General features: G+C 56.0%; 13 protein-coding genes. 7 read left to right on the forward strand and 6 right to left on the reverse strand.

The genetic code is table 11. The features are described 5' to 3' along the window. Positions 1–102: 102 nt before the first annotated feature. Genes lptB through AS19_RS02895 form a run of 5 tightly spaced genes read right to left on the reverse strand, consistent with a single transcriptional unit; the run spans position 103 to position 3,425 of the window. Complete coding sequence (gene lptB, locus AS19_RS02875; RefSeq protein WP_011587839.1) at positions 103–828, reverse strand: LPS export ABC transporter ATP-binding protein; 726 nt, start codon at positions 826–828, stop codon at positions 103–105. After that, on the reverse strand, positions 825–1,424 hold the full coding sequence (gene lptA, locus AS19_RS02880; RefSeq protein ID WP_011587840.1) for a lipopolysaccharide transport periplasmic protein LptA: 600 nt from the start codon (positions 1,422–1,424) through the stop codon (positions 825–827). The genes lptB and lptA overlap by 4 nt, the downstream gene beginning before the upstream one ends. After that, complete coding sequence (lptC, locus tag AS19_RS02885) at positions 1,399–1,956, reverse strand: LPS export ABC transporter periplasmic protein LptC (protein WP_011587841.1); 558 nt, start codon at positions 1,954–1,956, stop codon at positions 1,399–1,401. The genes lptA and lptC overlap by 26 nt, the downstream gene beginning before the upstream one ends. Next, on the reverse strand, positions 1,953–2,456 hold the full coding sequence (locus tag AS19_RS02890) for an HAD family hydrolase (protein WP_046961675.1): 504 nt from the start codon (positions 2,454–2,456) through the stop codon (positions 1,953–1,955). The genes lptC and AS19_RS02890 overlap by 4 nt, the downstream gene beginning before the upstream one ends. Beyond that, the gene (locus AS19_RS02895) at positions 2,457–3,425 is read right to left on the reverse strand and encodes a KpsF/GutQ family sugar-phosphate isomerase (protein ID WP_011587843.1); all 969 of its coding nucleotides are present in this window, start codon (positions 3,423–3,425) and stop codon (positions 2,457–2,459) included. It lies immediately after the preceding gene. Positions 3,426–3,633: 208 nt separating this feature from the next. Between AS19_RS02895 and AS19_RS02900 the strand changes: the two genes are divergently transcribed. The 7 genes from AS19_RS02900 (at position 3,634) to AS19_RS02930 (ending at position 11,168) form a co-directional block, all read left to right on the forward strand. Beyond that, entirely contained in the window at positions 3,634–4,281 is a 648-nt protein-coding gene (locus tag AS19_RS02900) for a phospholipid-binding protein MlaC (RefSeq protein WP_046961676.1), read from the forward strand. A gap of 174 nt (positions 4,282–4,455) precedes the next feature. Then, positions 4,456–4,710 (forward strand): BolA family protein, encoded by a 255-nt coding sequence (locus AS19_RS02905; RefSeq protein WP_011587845.1) that lies wholly within the window; start codon positions 4,456–4,458, stop codon positions 4,708–4,710. Positions 4,711–4,762: 52 nt separating this feature from the next. Beyond that, positions 4,763–6,025, forward strand: a complete 1,263-nt coding sequence (murA, locus tag AS19_RS02910) for a UDP-N-acetylglucosamine 1-carboxyvinyltransferase (protein ID WP_011587846.1) — start codon at positions 4,763–4,765, stop codon at positions 6,023–6,025. Between the two features lie 17 nt (positions 6,026–6,042). Continuing rightward, positions 6,043–6,687: an ATP phosphoribosyltransferase gene (gene hisG, locus AS19_RS02915; protein WP_011587847.1), complete on the forward strand. Its 645-nt coding sequence runs from the start codon at positions 6,043–6,045 to the stop codon at positions 6,685–6,687. Between the two features lie 173 nt (positions 6,688–6,860). Then, positions 6,861–8,162: a histidinol dehydrogenase gene (gene hisD, locus AS19_RS02920; protein WP_046961677.1), complete on the forward strand. Its 1,302-nt coding sequence runs from the start codon at positions 6,861–6,863 to the stop codon at positions 8,160–8,162. Positions 8,163–8,227: 65 nt separating this feature from the next. Then, a complete protein-coding gene (hisC, locus tag AS19_RS02925) occupies positions 8,228–9,355 on the forward strand; it encodes a histidinol-phosphate transaminase (RefSeq protein ID WP_046961678.1) in 1,128 nt (375 codons plus the stop codon). A gap of 214 nt (positions 9,356–9,569) precedes the next feature. Continuing rightward, the gene (locus AS19_RS02930; RefSeq protein WP_046961679.1) at positions 9,570–11,168 is read left to right on the forward strand and encodes a DUF4139 domain-containing protein; all 1,599 of its coding nucleotides are present in this window, start codon (positions 9,570–9,572) and stop codon (positions 11,166–11,168) included. Positions 11,169–11,331: 163 nt separating this feature from the next. On the opposite strand, the gene AS19_RS02935 is transcribed toward AS19_RS02930, so the two are convergent. Then, positions 11,332–12,429, reverse strand: coding sequence for a trypsin-like peptidase domain-containing protein (locus AS19_RS02935; protein ID WP_011587851.1), 1,098 nt, complete (start codon positions 12,427–12,429; stop codon positions 11,332–11,334). Positions 12,430–12,645 lie beyond the last annotated feature (216 nt).

Here is a 12,645-nt window from a genome sequence, read left to right on the forward strand (position 1 = left end):
GGATAGCAGTCTATCTACACGCTAAGCAATATTTGTGCCAGGTGAAACTGTGTGCTAGGGATGACCGCAAGTCACAATAGAAGAGAGGATTTGCGGCGGACCTTATAGTCTGAAATCGGCGCCCAGATAGACGTCTCGCACTTGTTGGTTGGCAAGGATAATATCCGCGTCACCGGAGGCGATGATGTGGCCAGCGCTGACGATATAAGCGGTGTCACAGATATCCAGGGTCTCGCGTACATTGTGGTCGGTGATTAAGACGCCGATGCCGCGTTCTTTGAGGTGGCGAATGATGCCTTTGATGTCGTTAACCGAGATGGGGTCAACGCCAGCAAAAGGTTCGTCCAGCAGAATGAAGTCAGGGTCTGTGGCCAAGCCTCGGGCGATTTCCGCGCGGCGGCGCTCGCCGCCGGACAGGCTCATCCCCAGCGAATCGCGGATGTGCCCGATGTGGAATTCCTTGAGCAGGCCTTCCATGCGCTCGTGGCGTTCTGCTTTGCTAAGCTCCTTGCGGGTTTCTAGGATGGCCATGATGTTCTCTTCCACCGTTAGACGGCGAAAGATACTGGCTTCTTGAGGCAGGTAGCCAATCCCCCGCTGGGCGCGACCGTGCATAGGCAGGTGGGTAATGTCCGTGTCGTTGATTTCAATGCGACCGGCATCGGCCTCCACTAGCCCAACAATCATGTAGAAGCAGGTGGTTTTGCCGGCCCCATTGGGCCCCAGTAGCCCGACAATTTGGCCGGCTTCTACATCCAGGGAAACGTCTTCGATAACCCGGCGACCCTTGTAGCTTTTTGCTAGGTGATGGGCGCGTAAATGGCTCATGGTGTGTTGGGCTCCGCCTTAGGTGATGCGCTGTCGCTGCCTTCACTTTGGGTGTCGTTTGGGTTGCTGTTATTCGCTTCAATATTCGCGTCGACAGGGGCATTGGTTGTCTGGTTTTCGGCGGGGATTACCAGCCGCACCCGTTGGTCACCTTCACTGCTGGCGTCCACTCGCTTGGAGTCTAGGCTGTATTCTACCTTGGCGCCCTCGAAAGTGTTGCCCTGGTGTTCGATGTAGGCATCGCCGGTCAGGACCAAGGTGCGAGCTTTAATATTGTAAACCAGATTTTCAGCGTGGGCGTTAAGGCCTTCACCCTCTTCCATGCGCACCGGGGTGCCGGTAGCTTCCACCCGAACCAGCTCGCTATTTTGGGTGAACATGCGCATTTCATCGGCAAACAGTTTGCGCTTGCCTTGAATCAGTTCCACGTTGCCGCTGTACACGCCGCTGCCGGCACTCTGCTCGAAACGACCGTTGTCTGCCGTGACCTGGATCGTGCCTTCCATGGGGGCGGCCTGAACGCCCAAGGGGAAAGCTATAAGCAATGCCAGTACGGCGAGATTGCAGGTGCTATGAAGCCGGTGCTTCAAATTCACTCTTTACTCCTTGTTTTAGTTCCAGAACGCCCTTGTTGAGATCTGCTTCCAGGGCGCCAGCACGGGTCTGGCCGGAGTCAAACCGCATTTCTACGTCGCCGGGGGTGGTGGCGATGTTAGTGTCGCTGTTGAAATGCAGTTCTTCTGTATTCACGGTCATTTTCTGGATCGGATTATTCACATTGACCTTGCCAAGAAAAGAGATCAGGTCGCCGTCTTCTTGCACGATGCCTTGCTCGCTAGTGATGGTCCAGCTGCCTTTGTCGTTGGCCATGATCAGTACTGGGGCTTGCATCTTGGTGAGCGGATTGTGGTCGAACTGCACTAAACTGTCCGCAGTTAAGTGGTACTGCAGGCTGCCATCTTTTTCGCTGAAGGCTCGCGCGCTGACCTGGTCAGCAATGATTGCCGGTGCCATAGCCACCGCATTGTCTTGGCCAGGCAGAGCGCTGTCCCACTCGTGCAGGGTCATCAGCATCACCAGCCCCAGCAGCAGAATGCCGGTGGCACTTAATAGCCCCTGACGTTTCATGCCGGGCTCCGCACGGCAAGAATGGCGTCACAGATTTCCCGTACCGCTCCCTCTCCACCGCGACGGACAGTGATGTGATTTGCCGCATTTTTGGCGCAGTCGTGGGCGTTGTTTGGGGCAAAACTCAGTTGCGCCCAGAGCAAGGCACTAACGTCAGGTTCGTCGTCACCAGCGTAGCCGGTTTCACTGGCGCGCATGTTCAGCGAGTCAGCCAGAGCTTCCAAGGCGACGCCCTTGTCTTCGCGGCCTTGAATAACATGCTTGATGCCCAGGTCCGCTGCGCGTTTGGCCACCATGGGCGAGTTGCGCCCGGTAATGATAGCTAGGGTGACGCCGCTGGCCGCCAGCTTTTTCAGGCCGTGGCCATCCAGGGTATTGAAAACTTTCAGTTCTTCACCGTTGGGGCCAAACAGCAGACGGCCATCGGTCATCACACCATCCACGTCAAACGCCATCAAGCGCAAGTTCTGGACATCTATAGGGGGCAGTTGCATGGCCATTTACACTACTCCCGCGCGCAGTAGGTCTTGCATGTTGAAAGCGCCGAGCGGTTTGCCATCACTGTCACAAACCATTAAGCCGTTAATCTTGCGGTTTTCCATGATTTGTAAAGCTTCAGCGGCTAGATGACCTTGGGCAATGGTGATTGGATCAGAAACCATAACCTCGGCAATGGTGGCTTTTCGAATATCGATGTCCCGGTCGAGGATGCGGCGCAAGTCACCATCAGTAAAAATGCCGGCTAGAGTGCCGTCTGTGTGGGTGATGGCGGTCATCCCCAGGCCTTTATGGGTCATTTCCAGTAGGGCTTCGCTGAGCGAGGTGGTAGTGCTGACCACGGGAAGCTGCTCACCAGTGTGCATGATGTCATCCACTTTCAATAGCAGGCGCCGGCCTAGGCTGCCTCCGGGATGGCTGAGGGCAAAGTCTTCCGGTGTGAAGCCGCGGGCTTCTAACAGGGCAATAGCCAAGGCATCGCCCATGGCCAGCGCGGCGGTGGTCGAAGAAGTCGGTGCCAGATTATGGGGGCAGGCCTCTTCCGCTACGGCCACGGTCAGATGTACATCTGACAGTTGCGCTAATGCAGATTGTGGGCGCCCGGTCATGCCGACCAAGGCGGTGCCCTTACGTTTGATGACCGGTAATATGGCCAGCACTTCGGCGGTTTCGCCGGAGTTGGACAGTGCCAGTACCACGTCGTCAGCGGTAATCATGCCCAAATCACCATGGGAGGCTTCGCCAGGGTGAACAAAAAAAGAGGGGGTGCCGGTGCTGGCAAGAGTGGCGGCTAGCTTGCTGCCTACGTGCCCGCTTTTGCCCATGCCGGTGACGATGACGCGGCCTTTGGCGTTCAGCATCAGGTCGCAGGCGGCGCAAAAGCTGGTGTCCAGGCTGTCTTTCAGAGCATCCACGGCCCGGGCTTCGATTTCTAGTACCCGTTGGCCAACGCTGATGTGGTTGTGGCTCATGCGCTCTCCTTGATATTGGCGGCGATTATACACGTGTTGTGGCCTCCACGTTGACCCGTAATCGGTAACTCGATCGCGTTGAAGGGAACCGCCTTGCACTCTGTGACTCCAATAAAAGCACTGAGGTTCAGTGTGTTGCGGTTGTTGATCACTGGACAGCAGGTAAAGAACACCGTAAAACCGCCGAAGACTAAATAGGGAGTAATCTATGCATTTACAATGGTATATGGCCGCCTGGCTTCGCTTCGGGTTGGTGGTCATGCTGACCGCAATGGCAGCACTGGTCCAGGCCCAGAGTGATCCTCGCCAGGTGGTGGCGGATGCGGTGGAGCGCATGACGTCTCGTGTTGAAGCGGAGCGAGAGACGTTGAAAGCCGATCCGGATAGGGCCAAAGAGCTGGTGCGTGAAGAGCTGGCGGATCTGGTGGATTTCAAGCGCATCACCCGCATGGTCATGGGCGATTACTTTGGGCCGTCTAGCAAGGAGCAGAAATACCGGTTTTTGGATGTCTTCAAAAACAGCTTAATCAACACCTATGCGTCCGGCATTACCCTGTATGACGGACAGAAAATCGACATCTTGCCAATGCAGGATGGCGATCGTAAAGGCGATTACGCCCGAGTGCGCATGGAAGTGAAGACTAACTCCGGCCAGGTGGTGCCCATCTACTACACCCTATTCTTGCGTGATGATCAGTGGAGGGTAATCAATGTGTACGTGAATGGTCTAGATCTGCGAGACACCTTCAAAAGCCAGTTCGCCCAAGGCATGCAACAGTACAATGATATCGACAAAGTGGTCGATAACTGGTCTGCGGATGCCAAAATTGATGCGGGCCTAAAAGAAGAAGGCTAGCAGGGTAAATAATCTTGCTGCGTTGGGGTCCTGGATGGTGTTGGGGACGGTGCCGCCGTGGTAAGGGGCAACGCGCTCGCGTATTATTGCGCCCTTGATAACAATTTTGATGGAGCGGCCCCGGGCCGCTCCAATGCTGTTTGGGCCTGGCGAAGGCCCTGATGAGGAGTAAAGATGAATCCGGAAGACGTAATCACGCTGGTAGAAGCTGGTTTTGAGAGTGCCGACGTGGCAGTGGAAGGCGGCGGTGACCGGTTCCAGATTCGCGTGGTGTCGGAGGCCTTTAGTGGCTTGATGCCGGTAAAGCGGCAGCAGATGGTGTATGCCACCATCGACGAGCAGATTAAAAGTAACACTATCCATGCCGTGCAGATCATTACTTTTACTCCGGCGGAGTGGGAAAAAGCCCAGAATCAGGGCCTGTCCTGACCCCGGCCTTTGGCTGAACGGGTTGGAAGAAAGAAACCATTAGAGACAGTTCATGGATAAATTGATCATCACCGGTGGCCAGCGGTTGGACGGCGACATTCGCATTTCTGGGGCTAAGAATGCGGCGCTGCCGATTCTGGCAGCCACTTTGTTGGCTGACGAGCCGGTAACGGTGGGCAACCTGCCGCATTTGCAGGACGTGACCACCCTGATCGAATTGTTGGGCCGGATGGGTGTCCATGTGGTGATCGATGACCGCATGAACGTGGAAGTGAACGCCACCACCATCAAGGAATTGACGGCCCCCTATGAGCTGGTGAAAACCATGCGTGCCTCGATTCTGGTGCTGGGTCCCATGGTTGCGCATTTTGGTAAAGCATCGGTATCGCTGCCCGGCGGTTGTGCTATTGGCTCGCGGCCGGTGGATATTCACCTGCGTGGCTTGGAGGCCATGGGCGCGGATATCGAGGTGACTAACGGTTATGTGAATGCTTCTGTGGATGGCCGCCTCAAAGGAGCACGCATCGTCATGGATGTGGTCACCGTAACCGGTACCGAAAACTTGATGATGGCCGCGGCGCTGGCCGAAGGGACTACCTACCTTGAAAATGCAGCCCGAGAGCCTGAAGTGGTGGATCTGGCCGATTTCATCAATGCCATGGGCGGCAAGATCAGCGGTGCCGGCACCGATACCATTACCATTGAAGGGGTGGAGCGCCTGACCGGATGTCATCATCAGGTGATTGCCGATCGCATCGAAACCGGTACCTACCTGATTGCCGCGGCCATTACTGGTGGGCGCATTAAGACTAAAGACACGGTGCCGGGTACCCTTGATGCCGTACTGCAGAAACTGGAAGAAGCTGGTGCGAAGATTACTACCGGTGACGATTGGATTGAGCTGGATATGCAAGGCCGTCGCCCGAAGGCGGTGTCGTTGCGCACAGCCCCATACCCGGCCATGCCCACTGACATGCAGGCCCAGTTCATGGCCCTGAATCTAGTGGCCGAAGGCACCGGTACTATTGTTGAAACTATTTTTGAAAATCGTTTTATGCACGTGCAGGAAATGAACCGCATGGGCGCGGATATCGAAGTGCAAGGCAATACGGCTATTTGCCGTGGCGTGGAGCAACTCACTGGGGCACCGGTGATGGCCACGGATTTGCGCGCCTCTGCCTCACTGGTTATTGCGGCATTGGCCGCGTCCGGTGAAACCACCGTGGACCGTATTTACCATATTGATCGCGGTTATGAGTGTATCGAAGAGAAACTGCAATCGCTGGGCGCGATCATTCGTCGCGTACCACGCTGACCGGATCGGGACCTGTGATGAGTAAGCCATTGACCATCGCCCTTTCTAAAGGGCGCATTCTCAAGGAAACCCTGCCGCTGCTGAAAGCCGCAGGCATTGAGCTGCTGGAAGACCCGGCAGCGTCGCGCAAGCTGATTTTTGACACCACCCGAGACGATGTAAAAATTATCATCATTCGCGCCACGGACGTCCCCCCCTATGTGCAGCATGGTGCGGCGGATATTGGTGTGGCCGGAAAAGACGTGCTCATGGAGCATGGCGGTGACGGGGTGTTTGAGCCAGTGGATCTGGATATTGCTCGCTGCAAATTGATGGTGGCAGCTATGAAGGATGCTCCGGAAACCGGTAGCCGGCTGCGCGTAGCCACTAAATTTGTAAACGTGGCCAAAGCCTACTACGCCCAGCAGGGCAAGCAGGCGGAAGTGATTAAGCTATACGGCGCGATGGAGCTGGCCCCGTTAGTGGGGCTGGCGGACCGCATTGTGGATATCGTTGATACCGGCAACACGTTGCGTGCTAATGGGCTAGAACCCACAGAGCTAATTGCCCATATTTCTACCCGGGTGATTGTTAATCGCGCCAGCATGAAAACTCGCCATAGTGATATCCAAACGATTTTGGACAAGCTGGTAGAGGCGGTAGCCTCTCGCAAGGCAGGTTAAAGGCCTTTCATCATAGATCGCATAGCGTAAACAGCTAAAAATATACCTGTTCGATGTGATGTTGAGCGAGAGGTTTTGCTTATCTTTGCGATAGAAAAAGCGTCGCTTTTTTTCCGTGAACTCTGAGCCCTCTGTGGTAAAAATAGATTCTGACTTTTAAAACGGTGCCAACCATGGAAACCACCTGGCTTAACGCCCAAGATGCGGATTTCGATGCCAAGCTCGCCGCGCTAACCGCCTGGTCGGAAGAGCGTGACGAGGAGGTGGCGCATCGTGTGCGCGGCATCCTCAAGGGTGTGGCCCAGCGTGGCGACGTGGCTCTGGTGGAGTACACCAACCGCTTTGACCGTCGTGATGTGTCGGCCATGGATGAGCTGGTAGTGGATCAGGCTCAGTTGCTGGCCGCGCTGGCGCGTATTCCCGCTGAACAACGCGAAGCCCTGGAGGCGGCCGCTGATCGTGTGCGTCGCTACCATGAAAAGCAGAAACAGGATTCCTGGCACTACCGGGAAGCGGACGGCACCTTGCTGGGCCAGCAGGTGACGCCTTTGGATCGGGCCGGTATTTATGTGCCCGGCGGTAAAGCCGCGTACCCCAGCTCAGTATTAATGAATGCGCTACCGGCAAAGGTGGCGGGTGTCGGCGAGATCATAATGGTATCGCCTGCCCCAGAGGGCATCATCAATGACATGGTGCTGGCGGCGGCGGCTATTGCGGGTGTCGACAAGCTCTTTACTCTGGGCGGTGGGCAAGCGGTGGCCGCTTTGGCCTACGGTACAGAGACGGTGCCGGCGGTGGATAAAATTGTCGGCCCCGGCAATATCTATGTGGCCGAAGCCAAACGGCAGGTGTTTGGCAAAGTAGGCATCGACATGATTGCCGGCCCTTCGGAAATTTTGGTGGTCTGTGACGGCAAGACCAACCCGGACTGGATTGCCATGGATCTGTTTTCTCAGGCTGAGCATGATGAGGAAGCTCAGGCCATTTTGGTGTCACCGGACGCCGATTTTTTGAAGCAGGTTGCGCAGTCCATGGAAACCTTGGCCGCGACTCTGGAGCGGGAAACCATTATTCGCACGTCCATGAAGCACAGGGGGGCGTTGATTCAGGTGAAGGATCTGGATCAGGCCATCGAAATCGCCAACCGCATTGCTTCTGAGCATCTGGAATTATCCATTAATGACGCGGAGCAATGGGCGAAAAAAGTTCGCCATGCCGGTGCGATTTTTCTGGGTCGCCACACTCCCGAAGCGTTGGGTGATTACTGCGCCGGGCCGAACCACGTGCTGCCTACGAGTGCCACCGCCCGCTTTTCTTCGCCATTGGGTGTGTACGATTTTCAGAAACGCAGTTCGCTGATTGGCTGCTCCCCGGAAGGGGCTAGCAGTCTTGCAAAAATTGCCTCTCCGCTTGCCCGTGGCGAAAGCCTTACGGCCCATGCCCGCAGTGCGGAATATAGAATCAAGAAACGCTAACACGCCTCACGCATCACGTTTCCACGGGTGATGCGTGTTGCCTGATGCATGCAGGCGGAATACGTATGAGTAAATATTGGAGCGACTTCGTTCACCATTTGGAGCCTTACGTTCCCGGCGAGCAGCCGAAGATGGACAAGTTAGTGAAGTTGAATACCAACGAGCACCCGCTGGGTCCGTCGCCGAAGGTAATCGAGGCGATTCGGGGCGAAGTGGGCGATCGGCTGCGGCTGTATCCGGACCCGGATAGCAGCCAGCTGAAGCAGGCCATCGCCGACTATTATTCCGGCCTGGGCTATGGGATAAAGCGTTCTCAGGTGTTCGTTGGCAATGGCTCCGACGAGGTGCTGGCGCATTTGTTCATGGGCTTTTTCAAACAGCATCAGCCGCTACTTTTCCCAGATATCACCTATAGTTTCTACAAGGTCTATTGCGGCCTGTATCAAATCGACTATCAGCCTGTGCCGCTCGATGATGCTCTGGGTATTGCGGTGGACGATTATCTAGAAGGCGACAAGCCACGCGCAAATGGTGGCATCATCTTCCCTAACCCTAATGCGCCCACCGGTAAGCTGTTGCCGCTGAGTGAAATTGAGCGTTTGTTGCAGGCGAATACGCAAACCCTGGTGGTTATCGATGAGGCCTATATCGACTTTGCCGGCCCCCAAGGGCAGGGCGGCGCTACGGCCATCGCTTTGGTAAACCGCTACCCGAACCTGTTGGTGACTCAGACTTTGTCAAAATCCCGCTCTCTGGCGGGGTTGCGTATCGGCTTGGCGATTGGTGATGGCGCGCTGATTGATGGGCTAAATCGGATTAAAGACAGCTTCAATTCCTATCCGTTGGATCGTCTGGCCATTGCCGCTGGCGTGGCCGCGTTTAAAGATCAGGAGTGGTTCGAAAAAGGCTGTGAGCAAGTAATCATGCAGCGCGAGTGGCTCAACGAGCAGCTCGAGCAGCGAGGTTTTGAGAGCTTGCCGTCGGCGGCCAACTTTCTTTTCACTCGCCACGAGCAGCATAGTGGACTTTCTCTGGCCCAGGGTTTGCGCGAGCAAGGCATTATTGTGCGTCATTTTGGTAAACCTGAGCGTATCGCTGACTACCTGAGAATCACTATTGGCACGCCTGAGCAAAATCAGGCGTTGATTGTGGCTTTAGATGGGTTGATTTCAAAGTGGAAAAACGCCGGGTAATTTTTTGCTGAAATTACATAAAGAGGCCGTGCCCAAACTTTGGGCGCGGCCTCTTTATGTAAAGGAGTAACATTGCAGCTTACTCGCTTTTGAGCTTTTAGCAGGGAAGACGCCTCAGCCCCGGTCGCTTAGGCTGGCAGAGTCTCGCCTGCTTGAACCTTTCCCCTTACCTGCGGTACTAACAGGTATTCGCCCAACGGTAAGGCTCCTAAAAATGAAACGTGTGTTACTGCTTACTTGCGCCCTGATTCCGCTTTCTCTTTTCGCTGCCGACTTTGCGGTCACCGCGCCGGTGAATAAGGCCGTGTTGTTTCCTGCTCAGGCGCATCTTACTCGCACTTTTAGTCAGGCCTTGCCCGCCGGTGAGCACCAGTTGGTGGTGAAGGGGTTGCCTGAGTTGGATCTGGATAGTCTGCAAGTGGCGGTTAACGGCGCTGAGTTGCTGGCAATCCGGCAAGGGTTTGCCGTTGGGGACGTGGATGTATCAGCTCACCGGGCTGAGTTGGAGGCGGCAATTCGCAAGCTGGAGCAGGCCATGGCCGAAGCCAAGGCAGCCGATGATCTTGATCAACAGCAAATCAATCACCTTCAATCCCTGATGGGCCAGGCACCTCAAGGACAGGCCGTGTTTGCCCAGGTGCCGGTAGAAAAATGGGCCAGCGCCTGGGAGTTCATTGGCAAAGCGGTGACGCAACGGCAAACAGCTATCAACCAGCGGGCGGAGATTCGGCATGGGCAGCAGCAGGAGTTGGATGCCCTTCGTCAGGAGCGTCAGCTGCTGGGCCAGGGGCAGACTCGTAGCCGCCAGTTGATACTGACCGTGGCGGCTCCTAACAAGTCCACCGCGCAGGTGGAACTTGCCTATTTTACTGGCCAGGCCGGTTGGCAGAATCAGTTGCGTGTAGATCTGGATAGCGGCAACGAGACCGTAGCGGTGACCGGCATTGCCCAGATTCACAACCGTACCGGTGAGGACTGGCAGAATGTCAGTGCCACCCTAGGGTTAGTGCCCGCCGGTTATCGCCCCCTCCCGGATCTGCACCCTTGGCTGGTACGCCTGGCGACACCACAGCCGGCGATGCGTAAGTCATCGTTGCATTCCGTAATGGCGGAATCTGCGGCCTATGAGACAGATATGGCTCAGCGTATCCAGGCGATGCCCGTGGCAGCGCCTGTGGCGCACGGTTTTGATATGCGTGTACCGCTTTCAGCGCCGCTCAATCTGGCCAGTGGTGACGCTACCGCGCGGCTTCCTTATCAGCAGGCGGCGCTGCCGGTAACTTTGACCCGCGAAAGTTACTTATGGCAGCAGCCGGCAGTGTTACTGGTGGGGGAGTGGCAGAACTCCAGCCCGCTGCCCTGGTTGCCCGGTCACGTTACCCTGTTGCGTGATGGCCAACGCTTGGCCCGTTATTACCGCGGCAACAGTATTAAGCAGGGCGAGCACGTGAAGATGAGTTTCGGTGATGATCCGCGCTTGCAGATTGCGGTGGTGCGCGAACCCTCACAGCAAGGAGAGGTGGGCTTGATCAATAAAGAAAGCACGCTCTCTGCGTTGAAGAATATTACTCTGTCGTCCCATTACGATAAGGCCGTGACGGTGAATTTGTTGGATCGACTTCCGGTCGCCGGAAACGACAATATTACTATCACCGCCAAGGGCAAGGCCGCAGATGCCAAGAATGTGAGTGGCGTGAAAGGACTGCAACGATGGCAGTTCACCTTGCCCGCCGGGGGCGAAGAAAGCCTCAAACAAGGCTTCGAAATTCGCTACCCTGAAGATGCAATTCTGAGCGGTGTAGAGGGCTTGTGAGGAAAGTTCAACGTTGAAAAATGAAACGGATAAGGGTGTAGAGGCTACGTTTTAAGCCAGCAGACCGCGCCCAACGTTAAAAAGTTTGAGCGCGGCCTGCTGGCGTTACCTGTTGGCACTAAACGAACAGGCTATGTCTATGCGCATTTCAGCCTTCAACTCTTTAATCGGTTTCCGCTGGTGGGCGGGTACCAATGACCACGTCTACGGATACCGGCTGACGGTTACGGATAACCTCTAGCGTCACCTTGTCATCAGGCTTCATACCCGCGATCCGATTCATCGCTTCATAGCCATCGGCCATGATGTCACCGTTGATACCCACTAGCACATCACCGGGCTGCAAGCCGCCTTTATGGGCAGGGCTATCGACTACCACCTCGGTTACTACGCCTCCGCGCACGTCTTCCACGCCAAAGCTTTCAGCTAGCGAGGGCGTCATATCCTGCACGGTGACGCCCAAGTAACCGCGAATCACTCGGCCGTGGTCAATCAAATCGTCCATCACTTCTCTGGCAATGGATGCAGGGGTGGCAAAGCCGATGCCCTGCCAGCTACCGTCGGCGGAGAGGATGGCGGTATTGATACCGATCAAATGGCCGCGGGTATCGATCAGTGCACCGCCGGAGTTGCCTCGGTTAATGGCCGCGTCGGTCTGGATAAAGTTTTCGAAGGTGGCGATCCCCAAATGGCTGCGGCCGGTGGCGCTGACAATGCCCATGGAGACGGTCTGGCCCACGCCCAGCGGGTTGCCGATGGCCAGTACCACGTCGCCGACCTGTACCGGGCCATTGCCGTTGAGTTCCACTTCGGGCAAGTTTTCCAAAGCAATATGCAGCAGTGCCAGGTCCGTTTCCGAGTCTGTGCCCACCACCCGGGCAGGAGCATCACGGCCATCGCGCAAGGCCACCAGAATTTCATCGGCATCGCGTATCACATGATAACTGGTCAGCACATAGCCGCTATCATCGACAATCACCCCTGAGCCTAGGCTGCTCAGGGCGCGTTCGCGGCGGGGCTGTTCCATGAATCGATTGAACAGGGGGTCTTTGGCCACCTCTTCATTGGTAATAATCTGGGTGGTATAGATGTTCACCACTGCTGGGGCCGCATGGTTCACCGCACCAGCGTAGCTGGCCACGCCGGTGTCATGCTGTGCCGGTGCGGCGTTTGGGCCCCACTGGTACCACCAGAGGGCGACAAGGCCGACGGCTAGGCCGGTGAGCACCGGGCCGGCCAGAAAACGAAGCAGTTTGATCACCGGTAATGCCCTCGTTATGCGGTTCCCCTTTTCGTGAGTAGCCTGGTGAAGGGCCTCTGCGAGACAAGTGTGGGGTCAGATAGGTAAACTGCGCGCAATAGTAGAACCTGTGAAGGGCGATTGCTACCACCCGCTGACTGCGACAAACGGCCGCACGCCCCCTATTGCTATGCTCTCGACAGCGCATAGTCATAGATTAGCTTACACCGTGCAGCC

Origin of the sequence: Alcanivorax sp. NBRC 101098 (assembly GCF_001010505.1) — a bacterium.
Classification (GTDB): Bacteria; Pseudomonadota; Gammaproteobacteria; order Pseudomonadales; family Alcanivoracaceae; genus Alcanivorax; species Alcanivorax borkumensis.

Excerpts from the sequence above, each read along its gene's own strand:
- lptB (WP_011587839.1), bottom strand. The coding sequence starts at position 828 with ATGAGCCATTTACGCGCCCATCACCTAGCAAAAAGCTACAAGGGTCGC.
- lptC (WP_011587841.1), bottom strand. The coding sequence starts at position 1,956 with ATGAAACGTCAGGGGCTATTAAGTGCCACCGGCATTCTGCTGCTGGGG.
- AS19_RS02890 (WP_046961675.1), bottom strand. The coding sequence starts at position 2,456 with ATGGCCATGCAACTGCCCCCTATAGATGTCCAGAACTTGCGCTTGATG.
- AS19_RS02895 (WP_011587843.1), bottom strand. The coding sequence starts at position 3,425 with ATGAGCCACAACCACATCAGCGTTGGCCAACGGGTACTAGAAATCGAA.
- AS19_RS02900 (WP_046961676.1), top strand. The coding sequence starts at position 3,634 with ATGCATTTACAATGGTATATGGCCGCCTGGCTTCGCTTCGGGTTGGTG.
- AS19_RS02905 (WP_011587845.1), top strand. The coding sequence starts at position 4,456 with ATGAATCCGGAAGACGTAATCACGCTGGTAGAAGCTGGTTTTGAGAGT.
- murA (WP_011587846.1), top strand. The coding sequence starts at position 4,763 with ATGGATAAATTGATCATCACCGGTGGCCAGCGGTTGGACGGCGACATT.
- hisG (WP_011587847.1), top strand. The coding sequence starts at position 6,043 with ATGAGTAAGCCATTGACCATCGCCCTTTCTAAAGGGCGCATTCTCAAG.
- hisD (WP_046961677.1), top strand. The coding sequence starts at position 6,861 with ATGGAAACCACCTGGCTTAACGCCCAAGATGCGGATTTCGATGCCAAG.
- hisC (WP_046961678.1), top strand. The coding sequence starts at position 8,228 with ATGAGTAAATATTGGAGCGACTTCGTTCACCATTTGGAGCCTTACGTT.
- AS19_RS02930 (WP_046961679.1), top strand. The coding sequence starts at position 9,570 with ATGAAACGTGTGTTACTGCTTACTTGCGCCCTGATTCCGCTTTCTCTT.